Annotated in this window: 24 protein-coding genes; 6 read left to right on the plus strand and 18 right to left on the minus strand. The window is 31.4% G+C overall.

Annotation, left to right across the window (positions count from 1 at the left end; all coding sequences use genetic code 11):
* The first annotated feature begins 21 nt into the window (after positions 1-21).
* Complete coding sequence (locus EM932_RS07840; protein WP_135876631.1) at positions 22-309, plus strand: Sec-independent protein translocase subunit TatA/TatB; 288 nt, start codon at positions 22-24, stop codon at positions 307-309.
* A gap of 131 nt (positions 310-440) precedes the next feature.
* Complete coding sequence (locus EM932_RS07845; RefSeq protein ID WP_135876632.1) at positions 441-2,744, plus strand: ATP-binding protein; 2,304 nt, start codon at positions 441-443, stop codon at positions 2,742-2,744.
* A gap of 12 nt (positions 2,745-2,756) precedes the next feature.
* Here EM932_RS07845 and EM932_RS07850 read toward each other — a convergent pair whose 3' ends face one another.
* The 10 genes from EM932_RS07850 to kynU all read right to left on the minus strand — a co-directional run bounded on the left by EM932_RS07850 (position 2,757) and on the right by kynU (position 11,805).
* Entirely contained in the window at positions 2,757-3,404 is a 648-nt protein-coding gene (locus EM932_RS07850) for an O-methyltransferase (protein WP_135876633.1), read from the minus strand.
* Between the two features lie 8 nt (positions 3,405-3,412).
* Positions 3,413-4,498, minus strand: coding sequence for an amidohydrolase family protein (locus EM932_RS07855; protein ID WP_135876634.1), 1,086 nt, complete (start codon positions 4,496-4,498; stop codon positions 3,413-3,415).
* Between the two features lie 9 nt (positions 4,499-4,507).
* Complete coding sequence (locus EM932_RS07860; RefSeq protein ID WP_135876635.1) at positions 4,508-5,032, minus strand: 3-hydroxyanthranilate 3,4-dioxygenase; 525 nt, start codon at positions 5,030-5,032, stop codon at positions 4,508-4,510.
* A gap of 135 nt (positions 5,033-5,167) precedes the next feature.
* Complete coding sequence (locus EM932_RS07865) at positions 5,168-5,950, minus strand: SDR family oxidoreductase (RefSeq protein ID WP_135876636.1); 783 nt, start codon at positions 5,948-5,950, stop codon at positions 5,168-5,170.
* A 1-nt stretch (position 5,951) separates the two neighbouring features.
* Positions 5,952-6,392 (minus strand): GNAT family N-acetyltransferase, encoded by a 441-nt coding sequence (locus tag EM932_RS07870; RefSeq protein ID WP_135876637.1) that lies wholly within the window; start codon positions 6,390-6,392, stop codon positions 5,952-5,954.
* A 4-nt stretch (positions 6,393-6,396) separates the two neighbouring features.
* Positions 6,397-7,839, minus strand: a complete 1,443-nt coding sequence (locus EM932_RS07875) for an aldehyde dehydrogenase (protein WP_135876638.1) — start codon at positions 7,837-7,839, stop codon at positions 6,397-6,399.
* 118 nt (positions 7,840-7,957) lie between these two features.
* A complete protein-coding gene (locus EM932_RS07880) occupies positions 7,958-8,182 on the minus strand; it encodes a GIY-YIG nuclease family protein (RefSeq protein ID WP_407925216.1) in 225 nt (74 codons plus the stop codon).
* Between the two features lie 48 nt (positions 8,183-8,230).
* Positions 8,231-8,638, minus strand: coding sequence for a RidA family protein (locus tag EM932_RS07885; protein WP_135876639.1), 408 nt, complete (start codon positions 8,636-8,638; stop codon positions 8,231-8,233).
* A 118-nt stretch (positions 8,639-8,756) separates the two neighbouring features.
* A complete protein-coding gene (locus EM932_RS07890; RefSeq protein ID WP_135876640.1) occupies positions 8,757-10,154 on the minus strand; it encodes an FAD-dependent oxidoreductase in 1,398 nt (465 codons plus the stop codon).
* Positions 10,155-10,530: 376 nt separating this feature from the next.
* Positions 10,531-11,805 carry a kynureninase gene (gene kynU, locus EM932_RS07895; protein WP_135876641.1) on the minus strand — a complete coding sequence of 425 codons (1,275 nt, stop codon included), beginning with the start codon at positions 11,803-11,805 and terminating at the stop codon, positions 10,531-10,533.
* Between the two features lie 151 nt (positions 11,806-11,956).
* Between kynU and EM932_RS07900 the strand changes: the two genes are divergently transcribed.
* Positions 11,957-12,727 (plus strand): IclR family transcriptional regulator, encoded by a 771-nt coding sequence (locus EM932_RS07900; RefSeq protein ID WP_135876642.1) that lies wholly within the window; start codon positions 11,957-11,959, stop codon positions 12,725-12,727.
* A gap of 66 nt (positions 12,728-12,793) precedes the next feature.
* Complete coding sequence (locus tag EM932_RS07905; RefSeq protein WP_135876643.1) at positions 12,794-13,213, plus strand: (4Fe-4S)-binding protein; 420 nt, start codon at positions 12,794-12,796, stop codon at positions 13,211-13,213.
* Positions 13,214-13,365: 152 nt separating this feature from the next.
* On the opposite strand, the gene EM932_RS07910 is transcribed toward EM932_RS07905, so the two are convergent.
* Positions 13,366-14,040, minus strand: a complete 675-nt coding sequence (locus EM932_RS07910) for a hypothetical protein (protein ID WP_135876644.1) — start codon at positions 14,038-14,040, stop codon at positions 13,366-13,368.
* 70 nt (positions 14,041-14,110) lie between these two features.
* Between EM932_RS07910 and EM932_RS07915 the strand changes: the two genes are divergently transcribed.
* Positions 14,111-14,929 carry a class I SAM-dependent methyltransferase gene (locus EM932_RS07915; RefSeq protein ID WP_135876645.1) on the plus strand — a complete coding sequence of 273 codons (819 nt, stop codon included), beginning with the start codon at positions 14,111-14,113 and terminating at the stop codon, positions 14,927-14,929.
* A gap of 179 nt (positions 14,930-15,108) precedes the next feature.
* Here the strand turns inward: EM932_RS07915 and EM932_RS07920 are convergent, their stop codons facing one another.
* The 6 genes from EM932_RS07920 to EM932_RS07945 form a co-directional block, all read right to left on the minus strand.
* Positions 15,109-15,810, minus strand: a complete 702-nt coding sequence (locus tag EM932_RS07920) for an ABC transporter ATP-binding protein (RefSeq protein WP_135876646.1) — start codon at positions 15,808-15,810, stop codon at positions 15,109-15,111.
* 3 nt (positions 15,811-15,813) lie between these two features.
* A complete protein-coding gene (locus tag EM932_RS07925; protein ID WP_170179759.1) occupies positions 15,814-17,121 on the minus strand; it encodes an ABC transporter permease subunit in 1,308 nt (435 codons plus the stop codon).
* Positions 17,118-18,503, minus strand: coding sequence for an ABC transporter permease subunit (locus EM932_RS07930; RefSeq protein WP_135876648.1), 1,386 nt, complete (start codon positions 18,501-18,503; stop codon positions 17,118-17,120). The genes EM932_RS07925 and EM932_RS07930 overlap by 4 nt, the downstream gene beginning before the upstream one ends.
* A 597-nt stretch (positions 18,504-19,100) precedes the next feature.
* Positions 19,101-19,763, minus strand: a complete 663-nt coding sequence (msrA, locus tag EM932_RS07935) for a peptide-methionine (S)-S-oxide reductase MsrA (protein ID WP_135876649.1) — start codon at positions 19,761-19,763, stop codon at positions 19,101-19,103.
* 342 nt (positions 19,764-20,105) lie between these two features.
* Positions 20,106-20,885, minus strand: a complete 780-nt coding sequence (locus tag EM932_RS07940; protein ID WP_135876650.1) for a zinc ribbon domain-containing protein — start codon at positions 20,883-20,885, stop codon at positions 20,106-20,108.
* A 3-nt stretch (positions 20,886-20,888) separates the two neighbouring features.
* Entirely contained in the window at positions 20,889-21,983 is a 1,095-nt protein-coding gene (locus tag EM932_RS07945; protein WP_135876651.1) for a Nif3-like dinuclear metal center hexameric protein, read from the minus strand.
* Positions 21,984-22,119: 136 nt separating this feature from the next.
* Between EM932_RS07945 and lpxK the strand changes: the two genes are divergently transcribed.
* On the plus strand, positions 22,120-23,229 hold the full coding sequence (gene lpxK, locus EM932_RS07950) for a tetraacyldisaccharide 4'-kinase (RefSeq protein ID WP_317129361.1): 1,110 nt from the start codon (positions 22,120-22,122) through the stop codon (positions 23,227-23,229).
* Between the two features lies 1 nt (position 23,230).
* On the opposite strand, the gene EM932_RS07955 is transcribed toward lpxK, so the two are convergent.
* Complete coding sequence (locus EM932_RS07955; protein WP_135876652.1) at positions 23,231-25,468, minus strand: ATP-binding protein; 2,238 nt, start codon at positions 25,466-25,468, stop codon at positions 23,231-23,233.
* Between the last annotated feature and the right edge of the window lie 13 nt (positions 25,469-25,481).

Here is a 25,481-nt window from a genome sequence, read left to right on the forward strand (position 1 = left end):
ACAACTTAGTATATTTGCGTTGTGATACAACAAGCTACATTTTTATTTATAAGTGGTGCAGAAATAGCATTTATACTATTTATTGTTATCATGGTCTTTGGTGCAGATAAATTACCAGAAATTGCCCGTGGATTAGGAAAAGGAATGCGTACTCTCAAAGATGCTACTAATGACATTAAGCATGAGATTACTAAAACTGCAGAAAAGAATGGTATTGACACAAGTATTACAGACGATGTTAAGAAAGAACTTAACAAAGTTAAAGATGATTTAGACGATTTTACAGGTTCAGTAAAACGTAAATTCTAATATTTTTGTAGGTTTTTATGCCGACTACTTACCCGTTAACGGTTTAATTATGGTTTCAACGAATATTTTTATTTTCTATTGAAGATAAAAATATATTGTCAGTCCAAATCTAACCTTAAACGCTAACCAAAATGAAAACAAGCCTACTTGTATGTTTTCTTTGTGCTATCAACCTGTCTCTCTCTCAAGACGATAAGCATATGATTTTCTATATTGATAGCTTAAACTCTAATGCTTTACGTTTCTATGATAATAATGAGATAATCCCTGCTTTATCTTCAATCAATGAATCTAAAAGACTGTCATCATTAATTAACGATATTTACGGTAATGCATTAGCTAATTTCATTCAAGGGCAAATTTATAGTTCTATAGAGGAATATGACGCAGCCGAGAATAGATTTATTACTTCACTTAATTCTTCATTAGAAATAGATGATAATTATTTAATAGCAAAGTCATATTTAAATTTAGGCAAATTGTATAGACGAAACAAATCATTTTATGAGGTGAATTCTTACTTCCAGAATGCTTTGCAATATGCTTCATTGGGTAATGTTAAGAATCATAACAATCTTGATAGGCAACAGAAAGTTTTATTTGATATTCAAATTAATTTAAGCCAAATATGTTTAGAAAATAACTTAACTGAAAAAGCATTAATATATCTTTTAAGAGCAGAAGGTAATTTATATAATTATGATGCAGATGCTAATGATTATGGGTATTTAAGGTATACTCAAGGATTGTATTTTATTTCCAAAGAATTGTTTAACAGTGCAAATAAAAAATTTAATGAAGCATTAATATTTTTAGAAGCAAGCGATAAAAGAAATAGAGATTATTATAATTCGCTTTTACTTGATGTTTATGAAAAAATAGCCCTGTCTTTAAATAAACAGGATTTAGATGAACAAGCTTATATAGCACTTCAGAAATACAATGATTATGTATATGTTCATACAGATAAGGTGATGTCCGAGCGAAAGTCTATTGTAAAATCAAAGTTACTTATCGAAGATTATAAAAAGGATGCACAAATAGCAAATACAGAACGAATACAACAAGTTGAAATTACTAATAAAGTAAAAAACTTAAATATTATTATTTCAATAGCGTTATTCCTATTTATTGTATCGTTAATTGCGGTTTATAAAAGTTACGTTTCTAAAAGAAAGTTGACTAATATATTAAAAGACCAGAATGAGGAATTAGAAATTGCAAGAAATGAAGCTGTAAAATCATCAGAGTTAAAATCTAAATTTATATCAAATGTAACACATGAATTAAGAACACCTCTTTACGGTGTTGTTGGTATAACTTCATTACTTCTTGAAAACAACGATTTAAGAGAAAGTGATGCCAAACTTATAAATTCACTAAAATACTCAGGAGACTACTTATTAAATCTTATAAATGACATTTTACAAGTAAGTAAAATTGAGTCACAAAAAATAGAACTAAAAAACACTTCAGTTAATTTAAAAAAATTAATAAAGAACATTGTTGATTCTTTTGATTTCAGATTAAGAGAAACAAATAATAAAATTAACTTTTTAATAGATCAACGGCTACCAGAGTATATAAAATGTGATAATGTAAGATTATCTCAAATTTTAATTAATTTAATTGGAAACAGCATAAAATTTACTGAGAACGGATGCATTGATTTAAGGGTGAAAATGATAAGTACAAATGCTAATGAAGTTAATATTCGTTTTGAAATAGAGGATGATGGTTGTGGTATTCCGAAGCATAAATTTGATACTGTTTTTGATAATTTCTCTCAATTGGATGAGAATAATAATATTAACTATCAAGGAACAGGTTTAGGGCTTTCCATTACCAAAAAACTAGTTGAGTTGTTTGATAGTAAAATTGAACTTGAAAGTGAAGTAGGAGTTGGTAGTATGTTTAGTTTTAATATAACTTTTAATATAGACGAAGCTGAAGTAGAAAAAAGTAAACTAAAATCGAAAAATGAATTAGAATTGAAATCTTTAAACAAAAAGTATAAGATTCTAATAGTAGAAGATAATAAGATAAATCAAGTTGTTACACAAAACTTATTGAAAAAGGCTAATTACGAATCTGTTATAGTTAATAATGGTTTAGAGGCTTTAAACAGAGCCAAGTCCAATAAATTCGATCTTATTTTAATGGATATTAATATGCCTATAATGAACGGTAAGGAGGCAACTCGTTACATTAGGGAATTTGATACGCAAATTCCTATTATAGCTCTAACAGCGTCTGATGTTGATAGTATAAAAAAGGATTGTGATGACGATGGTATTGGTTTTAACGATATTATTTATAAACCGTTTGATACGTATGAGTTTTACCAAATAATTGAAACAAACATTCAACTTAGCAAAACATCAAGCATATTACCTGATAATGATGACCAGATAAAGTCCCTTGTAGCTGTATAATTAGATAGTTATTTAGAAACCTTTCTTTCTACTAATTGTCAATCCATCTCTAATAGGTAAGATGACAGTTTCAGCCCTATTATCATTCTTTAAAAGTATGTTATATTCTAATAGAGCTTTTGTTGCCGTGTCATTGGGTTTCAGTTCTTCGAGTATTTTGCCACTCCAAAGGACATTATCTGATAAAATAATGCCTCCAGGATTTAGTTTATTAATGACGATATTAAAGTAATTGGAGTAATTTTCTTTATCAGCATCAATAAAAACCAAATCAAAAGTTGTATCCAGAGTTGGTATAATTTCTAAAGCATTTCCTATATGCTGAAAAATTTGATTACCATAATCTGATTTATCAAAGTACTTTCGTTGAAAATCGGCTAATTCTTCATTGATATCTATAGTGTGTAATGCTCCAGAAGCTTGCATACCTTCGGCCAGGCATAATGCAGAATATCCCGTATAAGTGCCTATTTCTAAAATGTTTTTTGGGCTTATTAATTTAGAAATCATGCTTAATACACGTCCTTGATAGTGCCCACTAAGCATGCGTGGTTGCAGTATTTTTTGATAGGTTTCTCTACTTAGTTGTTGTAATAATTCTGGTTCATTTTCAGAATGCTTTACAACATAATCGTCTAATTCTTCAGGTATAAAATACATAGATAATTTTAATTTGCTAGAATTCTATTTACCAATTTTTGTTTCGCAATATCGTCATCACCAAATAACCATCGTAATACATTGTCTTCCCATATATCTTCGTATTGTTTTTTGTTAATTATTTGTTTCTCAATGGCTAAATCTAAAAGTTTTCCAGGATAAGAAGATTGTGCATCGCTTTCCATTTCACCCAAAGGGTAGGGGTCGTCTAACCCCATAATAACTTGATTGCTGCCTTGACGGTCTATCATGAGTTTTAAAGAATCAGTATCATGCACTAGGGTGTCAAAATAAATATTAGGATGACCAACAGCTTTTCTTGGATGGTGTTTTCCTTTAAATAAATCCGGTCTACCATCAAACCCCTGAATACGTCTTCCTAAATTCATTTGTGCCAGTTGTCCACCGTGTGCAAAACAAGTTCTTATATTGGGAAAACGTTCTTGCATCCCATTTAATGTGTAAAAATGATAAGCATCCCCACATTGCGCTAGCATCCATATTAGGTGAAACCGCCATGATGAATTTTCTAAATTTATCATTTTATCTCCGTCATAAGGATGTATTTCAATAGCTAGTTTATACTTGTCAGCCAATTCAAATATGGCATCATTTTCTTTATCAAAAACAGAACGCCATTGTCCAATCGAATCCATGAAATGAGTTGGTAAACACAGTACTTTCATATCTAATTGTTCAACACAGCGTTCAACTTCATATAAAGCACCGTGAATAAACCCTGGGTGAACTACAAAACCGCATGTGAATTTTTCAGGATGGTCATGCTGTACTTTAGCATTAAAGTCGTTTTGAAAACGGAGCGCTTTTTTCATTTCTTCCAAGCGCAATCCATTACCATAAAGTTGAGATAAGTTTAAAACAACAGCATGGTCTAGTTTATTACGTTCCATCCATTCTAATTTTTCATTTAAGAAGAAACTAGAATCTGTTACAGGTCTTCTCCAGCCTTTTTGAAGCATATATTTACGTTCATCATCTACCCAGAAAATTTCTTTTTCTTTCATGAATTGGGGAATCTCCTCGGGGTAAGGAAGTAAATGAGAATGCCCGTTGATGCGGAGTTTGCGTGCCATGTTTTTTATTTAAACTTTTTTGGGAGCTTCCATTTTTGTACCACACTTTTTACAAGTGCATTTTTTCTCGCTTGAATAATATTTATCAAAAATCTTAGGCATATCAGTTTCTATATTATCAAGCTTAAATTTCTTTCTATACAATAAACTATTGCAATTTTCACAATACCATTCTAAGGCGTCTTTCATTTTTTTGGATCGCGGATACTCAATAACCAAACCTACAGTATTCGCTACACGTTGAGGAGAATGCGGTACTTTTGGAGGAAGTAGATAAATATCGCCTTCCTTAATATGTACATCTTTTGGAGTATCGCCGTCTATGATTTTTAAAACCATATCACCTTCAACTTGATAGAAGAACTCAGGAGTCTCATTATAATGGTAATCTTTTCTGTTATTAGGACCACCAACAACCATCACAATAAAATCACCATCTTTCCAAACACATTTATTACCAACGGGCGGTTTTAAAAGATGCCTGTTTTCTTCAATCCAAGCTTTAAAATTTAAAGGAGAAACTAATTTACTCATAGAAAGCCCCACTTAATCTCCCAAAAAGGGAGAAACTCAAATCGGGTATTTGAGTTTTTGTTAAACATCGTATTTTATATAAAGATAATACATTCATATAATTTCCCCTCCCTTCGGGAGGGTTAAGGAGGGCTTTTACAAACTTTTTGTTCGACCACCATCAACAGGGATGTTAATTCCGTTGATATAGCTAGCAGCTTCACTTGCTAAAAAAGTAACGACATTTGCAGTTTCTTCTGGTTTAGCAAAACGTTTAGCAGGGGTCTGACTTTTCATGATTTTAGTCATTTCTTCAACCGTAGTATCCGTGTTTTTTGCTTTAATTTTAATGATCTCTGTTAAACGTTCAGTTTCTGTAAAGCCTGGTAGCACATTATTTACAGTAATACCAAAGGCTGCAACTTCATTAGATAATGTTTTACTCCAGTTACCAACGGCACCTCGAATAGTATTACTAACCCCAAGACCAGGAATAGGTTCTTTCACCGAAGTAGAAATAATATTTATAATTCTTCCAAACTCTTCGTCTTTCATAAAAGGAATAGTGGCTTGAGCTAAGACATGGTTGCATTTAAGGTGTTGTACAAAAGCATTTTCAAACTCCTCCAAACTAGCTGTTAAAATATTACCACTTCTTGGACCACCAGTATTATTAACTAGAATATGAAACCCATGATTATTATGAATAAACTTAATTACTTTTTCCTGTAGATCTCTAGGATCTGAGAAATCTGCCACAATAAAGCTGTGGTTTCTATGTTCTGGTAATTCATTTAAAATGGCCTTAAGCTTATCTCTATTTCTAGCTACTAAAGTGACATTAACGCCTTCTTGGGCTAATGCTATGGCTGTTGCTCGACCAATGCCTTGCGTGCTTCCACATACCAAAGCATTTTTATTGTTCAAGTTTAAATTCATATTATTCGTATATTATTTTAGCACGCTGGCTTAATTTTTCCATTAGTTTTTCAGGATTTTTCACGGTATTAAAGCCAAATTTCTCATAAAGCTTATGGGCATCTTTTGTTGCTAACATCCATTTATCAACGTCTTTTAATTCAGGAAAGTTTAAGATTTTATTTATTAATAACTTTGAATGCCCTTTCCCTTGATATGCCTCAATAACAAAAACATCCAGTAGGTAGGCGAAAAATACTTTATCAGTCATAACTCTGGCATAAGCTATTTGAGTTCTGTTATGAAATAAGCCAAAATTGATTGTATTCTCTAAGGCCTTTTTCTGTTCTTCTAAGGTTCTTGATTCACCCCAGTATGAGTTTTTAATGAACGCATAGATAAGGTCTAAATCCATATCATTGGTTTCAGACGAAAAAAAAATATTGTTCTCTAAAGCTATCATAGGACTAATATTTTATACATACATTTTTAGATTCAGTGAAAAAACGCAAGGCTTCAAAACCACCTTCTCTACCAACTCCAGATGCCTTAACGCCACCAAAAGGGGTTCTTAAATCGCGTAACATCCATGTATTTACCCAAATAATACCAGCTTGTAGTTGATTGCTCATTCTCAAAGTACGTTTTAAATTATTTGTCCACAAGGTTGCGGATAGGCCATATTTAACTTTGTTAGCCATCTGTAAAACGTTATCTTCTGCATTAAAAGGCATGATAGTTACAACAGGTCCAAAAATCTCTTCCTGATTAACTCTACATGTATCTGTTGTTACTTCAATAATAGTAGGCTCTATGTAATAACCATCTTCGTAACCTGCAACAGTAACTTTATTGCCTCCGCAAAGAACAGTTCCGCCTTCTTCTTTAGCAATATCAATATATTTCAGGACTTTTTCTAGATGAGGTTTAGAAACTAAAGCACCTATATTGGTATCTTCTTTTGAAGGGTGTCCAACTTTAAGCTGTTTTACTTTATCAACAAAATCGGTTTTAAATTTTTCGTAAATAGTTGCTTCAACAAAAATACGGCTTCCACATAAACAAATTTGACCTTGATTGGCAAAAGATGAGCGTACTGTAGTTTCTAGCATATTGCTATAATCACAATCTGCAAAAATGATATTTGGATTTTTGCCACCAAGTTCCAGTGATAGTTTTTTAAACATGGGGGCAGCTATTTTAGCAATATGGGCACCAGTTGCTGTGCCTCCGGTAAACGAAATAGCCTTAATATCTGGATGTTCTATAATAGCTTGCCCAGTTGTGGAACCTAAACCATGAACAATGTTTAAAACTCCTTTTGGTAAGCCTGCTTCAGAACAGATTTCACCTAATAGATAAGCTGTCATAGGGGTTATTTCACTTGGTTTGGCAACCACGCAGTTTCCTGCTGCAATAGCTGGAGCGATTTTCCAGGTAAAGAGATAGAGTGGAAGGTTCCAAGGTGAAATACACCCTACCACACCAATAGATTGCCGTAATGTATAGTTTATAGCATCATGACCAATACTTTCGTGACTTTCGCTGGCAAATTGTGTAATGGCATTCCCAAAAAAACGAAAGTTACTTGCTGCTCTTGGGATGTCTATGGCTTTTGCTAGGTTAATAGGTTTGCCATTATCCTTGCTTTCGGCTTTTGCGAAGCTCAGTAAGTTAGTTTCTAATAATTCTGAAATCTTGATTAAAATTTTACTTCGTTCTTCTAGTGTGGTTTGTGACCAGCTAGGAAATGCAGATTCTGCAGCGATATATGCGTTTTCTACATCGGCTTTTGATGAGTTTGGTATCTGGCCATAAACTTTGCCATCTGCAGGGCAATAGTTATCTATCCAATCATTTGATAAAGGATTAAGAAATTGTCCGTTTATGTAGTTTTTTATTTTGTTCATTTTGTGTCTGGTCGAGCGTAGTCGAGACCTTAATTTTTTTCTGGATTATACTTTGAATGTGTTGCATTTCTGCATTCAGCTAAAATTTGTAACATATCAAAATTTTCGTCAGCTAAAGCTAATTTTTTCTTTGCACTCCAATTTTTATTTTTTTTTCAAAATAGATAGCTTGGTTTATATTATTAAATTCTTGATAAAAAATTAGATATAATGGTCTTCTTTTAAATGTGAAACAATTTTTATTTTTTCCTTCTTGATGTTCTTCAAAACGTCTTGATAAATTATTTGTAACTCCCGTATAAGTTAGACCATCATTACATTTTAATATATAAACATAATACATTTTTATTATAAACCTCTCGACTGCGCCCAAGGAGACATTTAGTTAATTTTATAGCTTCTTATAAGCCATAACCTTAATTTCCACAACCAAATCAGGATGTGGTAATTGGTGTACGGCAACTGTGGTTCGTGTTGGTCCGGTTTCTGCGTCAAAGAATTCTGCATAGGCTTTATTATAGCCAGCGAAGTCATTCATGTTTACTAAAAATGATGTAACATCAACAACATCTTTTAAAGAAGCATTTTCTATAACTAAATTCTTTTCTATATTTTGTAAAACCTCACGAGTTTGTACTTCGATGTTTAAACGTTTTGTTCCCATCTCGTCAATAATATCTACTCCAGCAATAGTATTATCTGATCTACGTGAGCTTGTTCCAGATACAAATATAAAGTCGCCCACACGTTTAGTATGTGGGTAAGCACCCCTTGGCGTTACGTTGTTTGTGTTTTCCATGTTTTTTCATTCCTACGAAGGCAGGAACCCCATAATTTAAATTTACCCTTCTGTCTTTAATTCCTTTTTAGGAAACTGAATCCACCTTTTCTTAAAAAGAGAAGGAGTCTTTGTAATATTATTTCAATCCAGCAATTTTATCATCATCCAGAATGTCTTGAGTTGCTTTTTTTACTTTTTTTAGTATAACTTTTAAATCATCGTTGCTATTAATTTCTTTATCTGCTATCATGTTTAAAATAGCTTTGTCTTGTGCGCGGCCTCTTGTCATGGCTTCATGGTAACCAATGTCTTCATTAAAGGTAACCAAAGAATACTTTGATGAATATTCGTTTGGAAAGTTTTGCTCTAAAGCCATTTCTAATTTACGCTTTTCCTGAAATATAGGATTGGCAACATGGTCTTTCATTTCATGAAAGTTATCTATTGCTAGATCTGCGATGGCATCTGTGTCTTTTTTACGAGTGGATTCATAGGCCTTAAATACAGCTTCCCAGTTTTCTAAATTCTGATCTAGCACAGCATCGAATTCAACAACATCTTCAAAAGAAGCATTCATGCCTTGACCGTAAAATGGTACAATAGCATGTGCCGAGTCTCCCATTAATAGAGTATTCCCCTTATAATGCCAAGGTGAACATTTTACTGTGCCTAACGGTGCTGTTGGGTTATTAAAGAAATCTTCAACAAGATTAGGCATGAGTTCTAAGGCATCGGGAAATTCTTTTTGAAAGAACTCCGAAACGATTTCAGGTGTTGTTAAATTATCAAAATTATATGTGCCTTCATCATAACTTAAAAATAAAGTGACTGTAAAACTACCATCCAAATTTGGTAATGCAATAAGCATAAAAGAACCACGAGGCCATATGTGTAATGCGTTTTTATAAGTTTTATAACCACCAGTTTGAGTTGGTAGTATACTTAATTCTTTATAACCGTGCGTTAAATAATCTTGAGAAAAACTAAACAGGAATTTTTTGGCTAAATAGTAACTTTTGCGCATTGCAGAACCTGCGCCATCTGTGGCGATGATAGCATCAGCATCTTCTATAAACTCTGACTTTGTTTCGTAATCTTTAAATAATGCGGTTGTTTTTTTAAAATCAACCGATTTACATTTTTTATTGAAATAAATGGAAACATTTTCGTGCTTTTCAGCTTCGTCTAAAAGCAATGCGTTGAGTCCACCACGAGAAATAGAGTTTATGTATTCATGATCGCGACCACTATAATTTGATAAAAATGTGTTACCTTTCTTATCATGGATCATACGTCCATTCATAGCAATGCAAAGTGTTTTCACTTTATCTTCTATACCAACTAGTTTCATGGCTTTGTTGCCACGATTTGAAAACGCCAAATTTATAGATCGCCCAGCATTAATATCTACTTTACGTAAGTCTGGACGCATTTCGTACACCGATACATTGTAACCTCTTTGACCTAAACGCAAAGCTAAAAGGGAACCACATAACCCAGCACCTATAATGAGTATATTTTGTTGTTTTTTCATATTTTCGTTCCCATCTTTTGGGCACTACACTAGATTAGTTTAATACACTTTTTATTTGTTGAATTTCGTTGAGGGTAATTTTGAAATCATGTAAATCAATATATTCTTTTTTTTGCTTATTATTATAAAATTCAATCCTGTTTTTCTTAGAATTAAAACTAATTTTAAAGTCATAATGATAAGATGTACTCTTTATAACTTTATTTCTAATAATGTATAATATTCTCGTTTTTGTAATTATTAAATAATTAAATTTTTTACGTTTTAAAAAAAATAAAATACCTAAAAAGGATGTGTCTGACGATAATAACGGCTCTGAAAAATTATACTCGGATACTTTTTTTATCATTAATATTTTTTGCTTTTTAGACAAGGTTTACTCAATTTCATTTTTTAATATGTCTTTCAATTTATCAACCATATGATAAATATCCTGAAATGAATTATAAAGAGGCGTAGGTGCGCAACGAATTACATCAGGTTCTCTCCAATCACTTATTACACCTGCTACTGTTAATTCATTATGTAGTGCTTTGTTGGCATTTAAAACTTGTATAGATAGTTGGCAACCACGTTCTTCTGGATTCTCAGGTGTTATTATCTTGATAGTATCTTCTCCTAATTGTTTTAATAAAAACTCAAAATAATCTGTTAGTTTTTTAGACTTCTCTGTTAATTTCTTGATACCAATTTTATTAAAAATATCTAAAGAAGCTTTTATGGCTGCCATTGATAATATAGGTGGATTACTAAGTTGCCATCCTTCTGCTCCTGGTAGTAAATCAAAGTCATGACGCATGTTAAAACGGGTTTGTTTATTATGACTCCACCAACCTGTAAAACGATTTAAGTCTTTGTTGTATGCATGCCTTTCATGCACAAAACAGCCAGCTAAACTTCCTGGGCCAGAATTTAAATATTTATAGGTACACCAAACAGCAAAATCTGCTCCAGAATCATGCAGATTAAGCTCTACATTTCCAGCACCATGAGCACAATCAAATCCAACCATAGAACCATGCTTGTGACCAAGTTCTGTGATGCGCTTTAAATTGAAATATTGACCTGTATAATAGTTTACACCACCAATCATTATTAAAGCTACCTCACTACCTTGTTTTTCCAGAATAGTTTCTAAATCTTCATAACGCAATAGGTCTTCATTTTTTCTTGGTTTCCATAGAATTAAACCAGCTTTGTCATTGAAACCATGATGTCGTAATTGTGACTCTACGGCATATTTATCTGATGGAAAGGCATCGCTTTCAATAATTATTTTATAACGTGTTTTTGTTGGTTTATAAAAAGATACCATCATGAAATGAAGGTTAGCAGTTAACGTATTCATAGTAACAACTTCAATAGGTTTTGCACCGACTACGTTTGCCATGCTTTCAGTTAAAAACTCATGATAAGGTAGCCAAGGGTTTTTAGCCTCTGTGTGACCTTCTACACCCAAATTAGCCCAATCTTCCAGTTCTTGATTTATATATGCTTTAGTTTGTTTAGGTTGAAGCCCAAGTGAGTTCCCAGTCATATAAATCAGTTCATTCCCATGTTTATCAGTTGGGATATGAAATTGATGGCGGTAAATAGAAAGTTCATCAAACTCATCTTGTTGTTTTGCGTAATCTAAAGTTGCTTTATGCATTTAAAAACCTATAGTTTAATGTTGATTATGACTATGCTAATGAGAAAATTGTTTCATAATACGAAACACTGTTTCAAAATTAATACTTATTTTTGAATAACAAAATTATTTTGTCTCCCTTAACAAAAGAAATTTTAATTAATGGGCTTATATGGAAAAGGTTAACAAAGAATTGAATTTATCTGTTATAAAAGCATTTAAGATTTTAGAAGTGTATTTAAATGGTAAAGAGGTATGGGGCGTGCGTGAATTAGCAAAAAAAACAGGTTATAATAAAACAACGACCTATCGCTTATTAAGTACGTTAGAATCTTTAGATATTGTACAAAAGAATGATGACGATAAATATATTTTAGGGCTTAAATTATTTGAATTAGGAAATTTAGTGTCAGTATATAAATCATTACGTACCTTTTCTAGAGTTCCTTTAGAGGTCATTGCGAAAGATATTAAAGAGACAGTACATTTTGGGGTATTGAAAAATAACCAGGTATTGTATTTAAATAAAGCAGAAAGTGAACTAGGGTTAAAAGTGAGCACACAAATAGGATCGTATCAACAAGCCTATTGTACGGCTTTAGGGAAAGTACTTTTGGCTTTTTCGTCCGCAAATGTGATATCAGATTATTTGAGAAACGTAAGCTTAGAAGCGTTTACTTCGAAAACGATAACGACTTCAAAAGATTTATTGATTGAGCTAGAACAAGTAAAAACAAAAGGATATGCATTAGATATGGAAGAGCTTGAGTTAGGGCTTATTTGTATCGCTATACCAGTGTTTAATAAAAATAAAGAAGTCGTTGCTGGGGTTAGTGTTTCAGGACCATCAAGCAGATTTAAATCTGAAAATATTACGTCTTATTTATCTATAATAAAGAAAGGAGCTTTAGAAATAGAGGCTCACATACGTGATTATAATTAAATTCCAATAAGAAATCACGACTATTTGGGATAACCGTTTTTTGTATCTTTAGTAAAAATATGAATTATGGGAAAAATAAAAGAATATTCAAACGGAGAAACTACAGTGGTTTGGGAAGCTGAGAAATGTATACACTCAGCAATTTGTGCTAAAGGTTTACCAGACGTTTTTCAGCCGAGAGAACGTCCATGGGTGAAAATAAATGCAGCGACTACCAATGCCATTATAGATCAAGTAAAACAATGTCCTTCAGGTGCATTGCGATATTATATGAATGCTGAAGAAGATAAAACGACAGAAACATTAGAAACAAAAGTAGAGGTTTTAGAGAATGGTCCATTGTTGGTTTACGGTACATTAAAGGTGACTCATAAGGATGGTACTCAGGAAACAAAAAATAAAACCACAGCGTTTTGTAGGTGTGGAGCATCAGCAAATAAACCTTTTTGTGATGGCGCTCATGTGACTAATGAATTTAAGGGCTAAAAGAAAAAGCGCTTCAACCGGTGATTGAAACGCTTTAATATATATAGGCGCAAATGCGGAAAATTCTTTATATACTTTAATATACGGATTTAGTCGTAGGTTAGATGTTTGCATTACACAAAGTTTAAAATAAATTTGATTTTAAACTTTGGTTAGTCTTGGTCAAGTTCAATTTTTATATTAGTGAAGTTAAGATTCCAGTTTGTATCTGCTTTTTTGTGATCTAAAGCAATCTTAATACCGTTAAAATCTTTATAGTTTTCAAAAGTTGTAATCATGGATGGTTCATTAGAATTACCTTTTCTGAAAATCCATTCTTTAATTAAATAATCGTTTCCATAATAAATATCATAAGCATCACCAGGAGTATAGCCGCCTTCAGCAGAATAAGTTAAGGTAATTTTGCTCATTTCTGTTTTACTAATCGGGGCTATTTCTTTTATAGGTTCAGAAATACTTAAACCTTTATCCCAAACCAATTGAAATGGAACTAATAGCCAGTATTTGTCATTTATAAAAGCACTATCAACACTAGTAAGCGTTGAATCAATTTTAGCTCTATTGTAGCTAATAGTATCTTTTTTATTGATGGCTAAGACATCACTCGTTTTAGTATTCCATGTCCAAGTTCTTTCAAAATGAATGCTGTCTTTGTCTACATTAAACGTGAAATGAATACTAGTCACGTGTTTCCAGTTTTCAAAACCATGTGCATTCGCTATTTTTTCGGCAATAGTTAGCGGTTTAATGTCCGCTACTTTTTCTTGTTTTTGTTTGCATGAAAGACTTACTGAAAAGATAAGAGCTATAAAGATGAATTTTTTCATAATCGAAATTTTTAGTAAAGATATAGAACATTCAACAAGATGTTTTATCTTGAAGAATTAAATTTTTACAATGGAAACTAACGATATTTATTTTAATACAAATAAAGCGACTTGGAATGATAAAGTGAAAGTACATGCTCAAAGTAATATGTATCATTTAGAAGATTTTAAAAAAGGCAAATCTTCTTTAATGCCTTATGAACTGGATGCTTTGGGAGATGTAAAAGGTAAATCTCTTTTACATTTACAATGTCATTTTGGACAGGACACATTAAGTTGGAGTAGGTTGGGGGCTAAATGTACAGGTGTAGATTTAAGCGATGAAGGTGTGGCGTTGGCTCAGCGTTTAAACTCGGAATTAAACTTAGATGCGGAATTTGTTTGCTGCAATGTTTTAGATACGTCTGATTTTATAAAAGATACATTTGATATCGTTTTTACTAGCTATGGTGTGATAGGTTGGTTGCCTGATTTAAAACCTTGGGGGCAAATGATTGCTGAGCGTTTAAAAAAGGGTGGTACATTTTTTATGGCTGAATTTCATCCCATAGTCTGGATGTTCGATTATCTAGAGGATACTCCGGTTATGAAATATGGTTATATGCAAGAAGATGTGATTTATGAAGAGTATGAAGGGACTTATGCAGATGAAGCATCAAAGATGGTGAGTAGAGAGTATGGATGGAATCATGGTTTGGGCGAGGTTATTTCAGCTTTAACGCAAGCAGGTTTGCATATTGAGTATTTAAAGGAATATGATGAAAGCCCTTATAATGTTTTACCAGACTTGGAGAAAACCAAAACTGGAATGTATGTAACAAAAGATAAGTTGTATCCGTTAATTTTTACGTTAAAGGTTGTTAAATTGGAGGGTGTAAATATTTTATAGGAAGAGGTGTTCGTTTAACATTTTATGTATGCTTGGTTGTATTGTTTACGTAACAATTTAGCAAAAGGAAACCAAACCTTAGGAAAACCCATAAAATTTTCAAAACACACTCAGACCTAAGGAATTAATTATACACAGTATTGTCATTTGGTTGTTTTTTAGAACCCAATTTATTCTTTTTAAGAATCAATAGTTTCTAAGTATAAACCTTCTAAATCTTTTAGGCTAATATCTTCACTTTTAAAAGACTCAACTAAACGTCCCTCTTTCATAATTCCAATATGGGTCGCAATTTGTTTTGCTCGAAAAATATCATGCGTTGCCATAAGTGTTGCTACTCCTTTGTCTTTAAGGGTTAATAGCAAAGTTGAAAACTCGTTACTTGCTCTCGGGTCTAACCCAGATGTCGGTTCATCCAAAAGCAACACCTTAGCATCTTTAGCTAAAGCAATAGCAATACCTACTTTTTGGCGCATACCTTTAGAATATGCAGACACTCTTTTGGTATGTGCATTAGTTTGTAATCCTGCTTCTGTAAGAAAATTTATAAATTCTGCTTTAGCATACTTTTTATTAGCTAAACCAACAAAGTACTCTAAATTTTCTAAGCCAGTTAAAGTAGGATAGAGCATCAGGTTTTCAGGAATATATGATAAGTATTTTTTTGTTTCCATGTTTTTTTTGCTAACATCAAAACCGTTTATACTAACGCTTCCTTTTGTAGCTTCAATAAAACCCAGAAACAAATTAATGGTAGTCGATTTACCAGCTCCATTGGCACCTAATAGACAATAAATGTCACCTGCTTCAACTTTAATATTCAAATTATTAAGAGCAGAAAAATTATTATATTCTTTACTTAAATTAGTTGCTTCTAACATATTTTAATTATTTTTTTGTTTTGGAAAATTATTAAAATCTTCTACTGTTAATTTTTGATGATTTTTGTATTTAGAATAAAAATACTCCGTCCATTCTTTTTGAAATATTTTTGTTGAATTTTGAAAACTCAAATAGTGTTGAGTATCGGTTTCTGCAATTTCATTCATAGTATTTTGAAATATTATAGCAGGAGAAAACCAACTAAGTTTATTGGCAAATTCACGCTGATTCATAGATTGATTTTCATACTTACTTTCAAACGCATCCATAAATTTATTTTTTTCATTTAAAAGAATAAAGTTTTTGTTCCAATATTTTCTAAAACGGTTAGTCGTATTATTTTCTTTGTCTTTTTCTGATGGGTTTTCTTCATAAAATTTTTGTAAAATAGCTTCTTCTTTCTTTTCAAATTCTTTTTCAATAGCTCTTTTTGAAGTTATATATTCAACTCTAGAAGGAGAAGGGTATACACTACTTGCCAGTATGTTTACAAAGCTTGGTATAATCAATACAAAAAGTAACCATGTACCTAATAGTAAAATGATATTTTGAGAAGAAGATTTGTTAAGCAAGTTTATTAAAAATGCCAAACCGAACCAAAATAAAGTATATAAGGCAATGCTTGATAATAAAATTAAATAGGTTACATTTGAGAAATTAACACCTATGATAGCTAACGATAAAGTTAGTATGGCACTTATTAATAATACTAGGAAAAAATAGCGGAACACTATTTTTTTTAGTAACCATGTTTTTATATTAATGGGCATGGAAAGTAGTAATCTAAGCGTGCCTTGTTCTCTTTCTGAGGAAAGGATGTTATAACTAAAAGCAATAATTAAAAGCGGCAAAATAAATACAAATACAAAGGCTAAATCAAACCCTCCAGTAGCTATATTCATTGGGTTTTCAAAATTGTCATTATTTTTTTCTGCATTGGTACCTCCTATGTTTACTTTGCTGTAATAGGGAAAAATATCACTTTGACCATTACTAATAACAGAAAGTGGAGCAGGAGTTACTGTTAAATAGGTGCCTCCGTAATAATTACCCATAGCTACAGGATTTGTTGGGTCTTCAAATACTCTTTTAGGAGTTTTCTTTGTACCCTCTTCAATAGATTTTAGGTTGTTTTTATGATTAGTGTAAAATGTATTCTCTTTATTTTTTACTAGTTCTATACCCTCTAACTGTTTATTAACTCTTGATTTGCCATTGTAAGAAGCAAACAAAATGAATATAAAAAGGAATAGGACTAAAATTGATACTAAAGGGTTTCTTACTATATTTTTAAGTTCTAGTTTTATCATTTCAATTTGTTTTTTTGAACAGATAGAATTACCAAAAGACCACTTAATAACCACCATATAGTTAAATACATTAAGTTACTAGCGTTTTTTTCTATAGTTTGCGAAAGCGTGATTGGGTTATATTTAAACTTTATGTTTTTCTTGAAAAAGTCAGTATCTACAGTGCCACTTGGTCCACTGTTTAAACTGCTAATTAAAGCTCCTCTATATTCTTCGGCTTGGTAAGTAAAGTTATAATGTGATTGTAAATCGGTGTTGGCAAATTGCATTGAAAGCATTCTCATTAAAATTGTGGGAGAAATAAATGCATTAAGTTGATGAACTTTCAATTGTTCAATATATACATTGTTTAATTGCGTCATGGCATTTTTATATACCGTCGTCTCGTGTTTTTCTCCAGCTTGCATAAGCAATTGATAAAAATTAACAGGAAGCTTGCCAATACTCTTTACATTATACTTTTTTAGTAGGCTATCCTTAAAAGCAATGGCTTTTTCAGAGGAGGGATCGTGCCCATTGATACCATCTGCTAATTCTTTTTTTATGTTTTCTTGATACGATATTGCAGAAGGTGTTTTATGCGTTTTTTTAGAAATATCTGCTGTTAATTTTGGCATAAGTAATGCAGAAATCATCCAAAAGCTTAGTAAAATAATTAAAGAGAAATTACTGCTCTTTGCCCATACCGATGTTACTATAGAAAGATGTATAAATATACCATAGTATAATAGTAAGCTAATTAAAATAAACCCATAACGTAAAAGGTCTCCTTTTTCATAATCTGAAAAAACGATAAAACAAAAACCTAATAAAAAAACGGGTGTTAATAATAAAAGTAGCGTTAGCCATATTCCAATAATTTTGCCTAAAACCAATTTCCTTTTTGATGCTCCTTGGCTAAGTATGAGTTGAAGTGTGCCACTTTCTTTCTCTGTAGTGAAACTATTAAATCCTAATAAAATAATAAGTAAAGGCATTAAAAATATAAAAACAAAGGCAGGGCTTAAATCAGCAAATCTAGCTAGGTCATTTTGATCTGTAATTTGTTTATATGATGCCGAATTTTGGCGATGTGCTTCTAAAAAAATTGAAACTCCTAAATATTTATTTAACCCATTATCTATTAAAGAAAGTGTTGGAATTGGTTTAAAAGCAAAAGTGCCGTAATGCGCTGCAGAATGGGCGCTTTTTTGACCTTGGCTTTCCCATTGTTCTCTTGCTAAGATTTGAGCAGTTTGATGTTCTTTTTGAACTTTTTTATACGTATTCCAGCTAATAAACATTGAGAATACAAGTAGTATCAAAAGAGTAATACTGATTAAACGAAACCTATTATTTCGTAAAAGTTCTTTAACTTCTTTTTTTGCGATTAATAGTGTCATAGAAGAATTTGTAAATATAAAATTTTTGCGAAATTATATAAAATAACGTGTACTAAACCTTTCACTTAACAAAGGTTTAAGTTAAAGTTATCTTAAAGCTCGTATAGCATCTTTGTGTTTCCTAAAAAATAATACCCTTGTGTGAGTTTATGACCAGCAATTGGAGTAGGATAAGTCAAGTCGATAATAAGAGCCTCGGAACTTATTGTTTTTAAGTGTATTTTATTACACAAATACAATAAAATTTGTAGATTAATTAAGGGAAGCGTAATAAGTTGGTAGTTAATATCGGTATCGATTAAACTACTAAAACTACTAAAACTACTAAAACTACTAAAACTACTAAAACTGCAAAAAGTGGATCGCCTTATAATGAAAACTTTGTTTCAAGATTAGTTTAAAAGCATTTGTTCTTTATCTTAGTTCTTTGTCTCCATTTCGTTGTTTTTGAGGGCTCAAATTATTCTTTTAAATTCATGTTTTTCGATTCAGAGTAAGTGTTCAGTACATGTGAACTTTATTGGTTGTTATCTGTCTGTCGGGAGGCATGAACGAAATTAGTTGAGAATTTTTACAAAATCAAGTTTGAGCTAAAAACTAATTATGATACCCTTTTAATAATTTTTTAGGGAATTTGCTTTTAAATCTATTTAACCTTGGTATAGAAACATTTCTTATATAACTATTATCAGGATGTAGTCTTTCGTAATTTTGATGATAATCTTCGGCAATCCAAAATTTTTGAAAAGGGTAGACTTCAGCAGCAATTTTAGCACCTAATTTTTTTGCTAAGGCTTCTTTTTTCTTTAAAATGATTTGTTTTTGTGCTTCATTCTGATAAAAAATAATGGAGCGATATTGAGACCCTCTGTCATTGCCTTGACCATTTACCTGTGTTACATTTTGTGACGCAAAATATACATCAACTAAAGTTTCAAAACTTACAGCATTAGGATCATAAATAATCTCAACAGCTTCTGCATGTCCTGTTTTACCAGTGTTACTTGCCTCGTAGGTTGGATTTTTAGTATGTCCGCCAGAATACCCGGAAATTGATTCTTCAACACCTTTTACACTTTCGTAAATAGCTTCTACACACCAAAAACAACCACTAGCAAAATAAGCACGGGCTTTTCCATCTTTTAAGGGAACTTCAATAGGTTCTGCATTAATAACGGCTTGTTGTTTTGAATTAACTTGTGCCGTATTTTGACAGCTAAATAAAATAGCTATCATGAATAATGGTAATATCTTTTTCATTAAGAATATACTTTTTATTTCCTTGAAGAAGGAAATGTTAATAGTTTTTACTTTATAGTAGACGAATAAAAACACAAAACCTTAAAAGTAGGTTGAAAAATTTTTGCAATAAAAACCACTAAAAAGTTAAATTAGTTTGTCTTTCTGAGGAGGACCAAAAGTGAGACGTGAGAATCTTTTGAATTGAACTTAAAATTAAACAGATTGCAGTAGTCGTTTGTCTTCGACTGCGCTCAGATTGACACTCCTATGTAATGATATAAAATTGAGTTTTTCAGATATTTTTATAATGAAAAAGCCTTCATATAAATGAAGGCTTTAAAATATATTTTTAAAAATGGATTAAAGTTTCGAGAACATTTTTTCCATTTTTGCTTTTTGTTCTTCTGCTAAAGCGGCATCTACCAAAATTCTACCACTGTGTTCATCAGTAATCACTTTTTTACGAGAAGCAATCTCTACTTGTACTTGTGGTGGTATTGTAAAGAAAGACCCTCCTGAGGCACCTCTTTCAATCGGTACAACAGCTAAACCATTTTTCACATTTACGCGAATTCTGTTGTAAGCAGCTACTAAACGCTCTTCTATCTGAGTTTTGTAAGTTTCAGATTTTTCTATTAATGCTTGTTCTTCTTTTTCAGTTTCAGCTAAGATAGCATCTAACTCACCTTTTTTGTGCTTTAAATGTGTTTCACGTTCTTTTAAACGACCTTTTGTTTCAGCTATAACTTCTTTTTTCTGCTCAATTTGAGTCTTGAATTCTTTAATATGCTTTTCAGCTAGTTGAATTTCTAATTCTTGAAATTCAACTTCTTTAGTTAAAGAATTGTATTCTCTGTTATTTCTAACATTTTTTTGTTGTTCGCTGTACTTCTTTATTAAAGCTTTAGACTCTTCAATAAGATTTTTCTTTGAAGTAATATCATTATCGATTACTTCTAAACTTGCTACAAGTTTTTCTAATCTTATGCTTAGCCCAGCAACTTCATCTTCTAAATCACGAACTTCTAAAGGAAGTTCTCCACGAACATTTCTGATTTCATCTATACGAGAATCGATTAGTTGTAAATCGTATAAAGCTCTTAAGCGCTCTTCTACAGTTACTTCTTTCTTTTTAGCCATACTTTAAAAATACTTAACAGGATTGGTATTTGTCTTTGATAAAACGACTGCAAAATTAGTGATTTTTTTTGTAAGATTTGCTACTAAAAGATTTTTTGTGAACTGTTCGCTTTCATAATGTCCTATATCAGCCAAAAGAATGCTGTTTTCTGCTGTGAAAAAATCGTGATATTTTAAATCTGAGGTTATAAAAGCATCAGATCCAGATGCTTTGGCTGCACTAATTGCAAAACTTCCAGACCCTCCTAAAACAGCAACCTTTTTTATTGGTCTATTTAAAAATGAAGAATGCCTGATACATTCTGTGTTCATTTTGGTTTTTAAATGGTTTAAAAAATCATACTCACTCATAGGTTCTTTTAGATCACCAATCATACCCATACCTATACTTTGGTTTTTGTTTTCAAGTGTCGTTATTTCATAAGCAACTTCTTCATAACTATGGGAATCGAAAAGTGTTTTAATAATTTTTGATTCTAAATGTTTTGAATATGTAACCGTAATTTTAGTTTCAGCTTCGGTATGTGTTTTTCCTTTTTCTCCTAGTGTTGGATTGGAGTTTTCATTGCCATTATAAGTACCATAACCTTCTACATTAAAGCTACAATTATTATAATTACCAATGCTTCCAGCCCCTGCGTTGAATAAAGCAATTCTTAATTGTTCCGCTTCATTTTTTGGTACGTAGGTTGTTAATTTTTTTATTGTTTCAGATTGCGGAATTAAGATATGTTTATTGATTAGGTTTAATTTATTGCAAATCATATCATTAACACCATTTATGGCATTATCTAAGGCTGTGTGCATGGCGTAAATAGCTATATCGTGTTTAATAGCTTTTATGACAACACGTTCAACATAATTTTTTCCTGTTAACTTTTTTAAGCCTTTAAAGATTATAGGATGAAAACTAACTATAAGGTTACAGTTTTTTTCTATGGCCTCATCTACAACAGTTTCGAGTGTGTCTAATGTAACAAGTACACCTGTTATCTTTTCATTTTTATTACCAACTAAAAGACCCACATTGTCAAAACTTTCTGCATAGGCTAGAGGTGTTAATGCTTCTAGATGGTTAATAACGTCTTGAACAATCATAGTATTTGTGTTTAAATCTAAAAATTCTCCGACCCTTGGTCGGGGTTTCCTAATTCATCTCTCTTTTGGAGAGGTCAGGACTGCCGAAAAAAAGCAGTTCTGGGTGAGACAAAATACAAAATTTCGAGAGACCAAAATGAAACTAGCGAAATACCCTACAGGTTGTCTCAGGGACAGTCGGTTTCAAGAAATTTTTTATTTCAAAGATAAAATAATTACATTCGTTGTGATGATTTTTTTACGTTACATTTTGTATCCAATAGTTCCTATTTACTATTTAGTAACATGGCTAAGGAATAAGTTATATGATTTAGGAATTAAAAAGTCCATATCCCATAAAACCCCTGTGATTTGTGTTGGTAATTTAAGTGTTGGTGGCACTGGAAAAACACCTATGATTGAATATTTAATTCATCTTTTAAAAGAGGATTATCTAGTGGCTACTTTAAGTCGGGGTTATAAGCGAAAAACTAAAGGTTTTCAATTGGCAAATAAAGATGCTACAGCAGAATCGATTGGAGATGAACCTTTTCAGTTTTATAATAAGTTTAAAAAAAATATTCTTGTAGCTGTTGATGGGGATAGAAATAATGGGATTAAACAATTGCAATTAATTGATAATCTGCCAGAAGTTATTTTACTTGATGATGCATTTCAGCACAGAAAGGTAAAAGCTGGATTTAATATTTTACTGACTACTTATAGCAACCCATATTTTAAAGACATTGTTTTGCCCACAGGCAATTTACGAGAACCTAGAAGTGGTAGTAAACGAGCCAATATTATAATGGTTACTAAATGCCCTAAAGATTTAAGTGATGCTGAAAAGAATACCATTTTACAAAAAATAAACCCAGAAACTAATCAACATGTGTTTTTTAGTTCAATTAGCTATTCAAATAGTGTTATTTCCAGTAATACAAATAAACCCATTGATGATTTAAATGATTTTACTTTGGTTACTGGTATTGCTAATGCGTTTCCTTTGGTTAGCTTTTTAAAAGAGAAAGGTTTAAAGTTTGACCATTTAAATTTTAAAGATCATCATGAATTTTCAGAACAAGATATTCTTGAACTTAATAAAAGAGATTTAATAGTAACTACAGAAAAGGATTTTATGCGTTTAAAACAATACAAATCCTTAAGAGATAAATTATTTTATTTACCAATTAGTATCGTGATTAATGATGAGGTAAAAATAAATAAATTGATAATAGATTTTCTAATGCATAATGCGGGTTTATAAACTAAGCTGTAGCAGATCGATCGTTATTTGCAGCTAATGCATTATAAAGCTTTTTCTCGAATTCTTCCTGTTTAAATGGTTTTGGAATAATATCAGTAAATCCAGCTTCATCAAATTCATGCATTTTGTCTTCAATAGTAACAGCTGTTAAAGCAAAAATGGTTAATTCTTTATCGAAAGCTCGAACCTTTTTGGTCGCTTCCATTCCGCTTATACCAGGCATATGTATATCCATTAAGATAATGTCGTACTTGTTTGCTTTAATCATTTCAACAGCTTCTTCTCCATTATCAACTATATCACATTTAAGACTCATTTTAGTAAGAATCTTTTTAGTAATCATTTGATTGATTTTATTGTCTTCAACAACTAAAATTTTAACATTTGTCAAATCCAATTCACTCACATCTCCGTCAAAATAAGCTAATTTATTTTCTTTAGCTTCTTCTACAGAAGTATACTCAAGAGGTATTTCAAAGTAAAATGTCGTACCTTTTTCTAATTCACTTTTTACGTAAATTTTTCCTTTTAAGATGTCTATTAACCCTTTTACAATAGAAAGTCCTAAGCCTGTACCTCCATATTTACGGTTTATTTGAATAGAGCCTTGTGAAAAACTCTCAAACATATTGTCTTGTTTTTCCTGACTAATACCAATTCCATTATCTTCTACTTCAAAACGTAGGGTATAAACATTACTTTTTTCTTCTATTTTATAGACTCTAATCCATATATCACCATCTTTAGTGAACTTGATAGAGTTACCAATCAAATTAATAAGAATCTGAGAAATTTTTAATTGATCTGCTATAAAATTCTCTGGTAAATCAGAGTCATACTCAAAATGAATTTTAATATTATTATCTTGAGCAGAGTTGTTAAGAGCTAAAACAATGTTATTTATTTTCTTTTTTAAGTTGAATGATTCGGGTTCTATATCAACTTTATTTGCTTCAATTTTATTTATTTGAAGGATATCGTTAATAAATGTTAAAAGATAATCTCCGGAGAATTTTAACGATTTTAAATGTTGAATTTGTTCTGGTCTCGGATTTTCGTCCAATAGCATATTACTTAATCCGGTAACAGCATAAAGAGGCGTACGCAACTCGTGCGTTACGGTAGACAAGAAATTAGCTTTGGTTTTTGATGCTAATTCGGCTTTTTCTTTAGCAATAATAAGTTCTCCATTCTTTTTATGAAGCATATTATTGGTTTTAAGTCTAATGTTATTGTTTTTGTAAAGTGATAAAGTTAGTAGAGATAAGATGGTGATTAATGCTACACTTAAAATAGAAATTAAAGTACCTAAATTTTTATCGTCTTCTGCTTTTTCTAATTTTTCTACGATTTCAATATTCTTTTCATTGGCTTCGTTTAACAAGTATTGAGTTTCTTGATCTTTTGAAGAGTTTACTCGTGTTAAGGTTCTTATAGAATCAGAAAGCTTTAAATGTTTGAATAAATATTCTCTGGAAAGTCTAAAATCCTCAATAGCCTTATAAATATTACTAACAACAAGGAAGCCTTTACTGAGTATATTTTTGAAATTATTCTCTTTAGCTATTTCTAAACCTTCATTAGCAAAGGTTAAGGCTTTTTCAAAATCACCTAATTTATTATAAATCGTACCGTGATTAATCAGGGCATCACTTTGGGTTTTTTTGTAATCACCTTTTCTTGCTTGTGCCAAAGCTTGCTCAATAATGTCTCTTGCTTTTCCGTAATTTTTTAAAGACATATAGGTTCTACCTTCACATAGAAGCACTTCGGCCAAATCTTCATTTAATCCTTCTTCTTGAAATTTTGACTTTGCTGCTTTGTAAGAGTCAAGTGCTTGGTAATAATCCTTTTTTGTTAAATAAACATCTCCAAAAATTTTATAAGATTTTCCTAGATTTTTATTGTCATTAATAATTCTTTGCATTTCAATCGCTTTGTTAAGCGATTTTATAGCATTATCTTCTTCCTCGATGATAAGTTGTAGCTTCCCCTTAATAGCATAAATAATCCCAATACTTCTTTTATTATCTGATTTTTCAGCTAATTTTAAGGCTTCGTCCAGATGTTTTTGAGCATCGTAATAGTTATATTTCTCCAATTCTACCTGAGCTTGCTCTATGCGGTAGTTGATGTTATTTTGCTGTATTTCAGGGTCTTCATCGATTGTTTTTTGCGATGAAACACTCAGGCTAAATAACATTAATACAATGTATATGTAATTTTTAACTTGGGACATTTTATTAAATATT

Source organism: Flavivirga rizhaonensis (assembly GCF_004791695.1).
Classification (GTDB): domain Bacteria; phylum Bacteroidota; class Bacteroidia; order Flavobacteriales; family Flavobacteriaceae; genus Flavivirga; species Flavivirga rizhaonensis.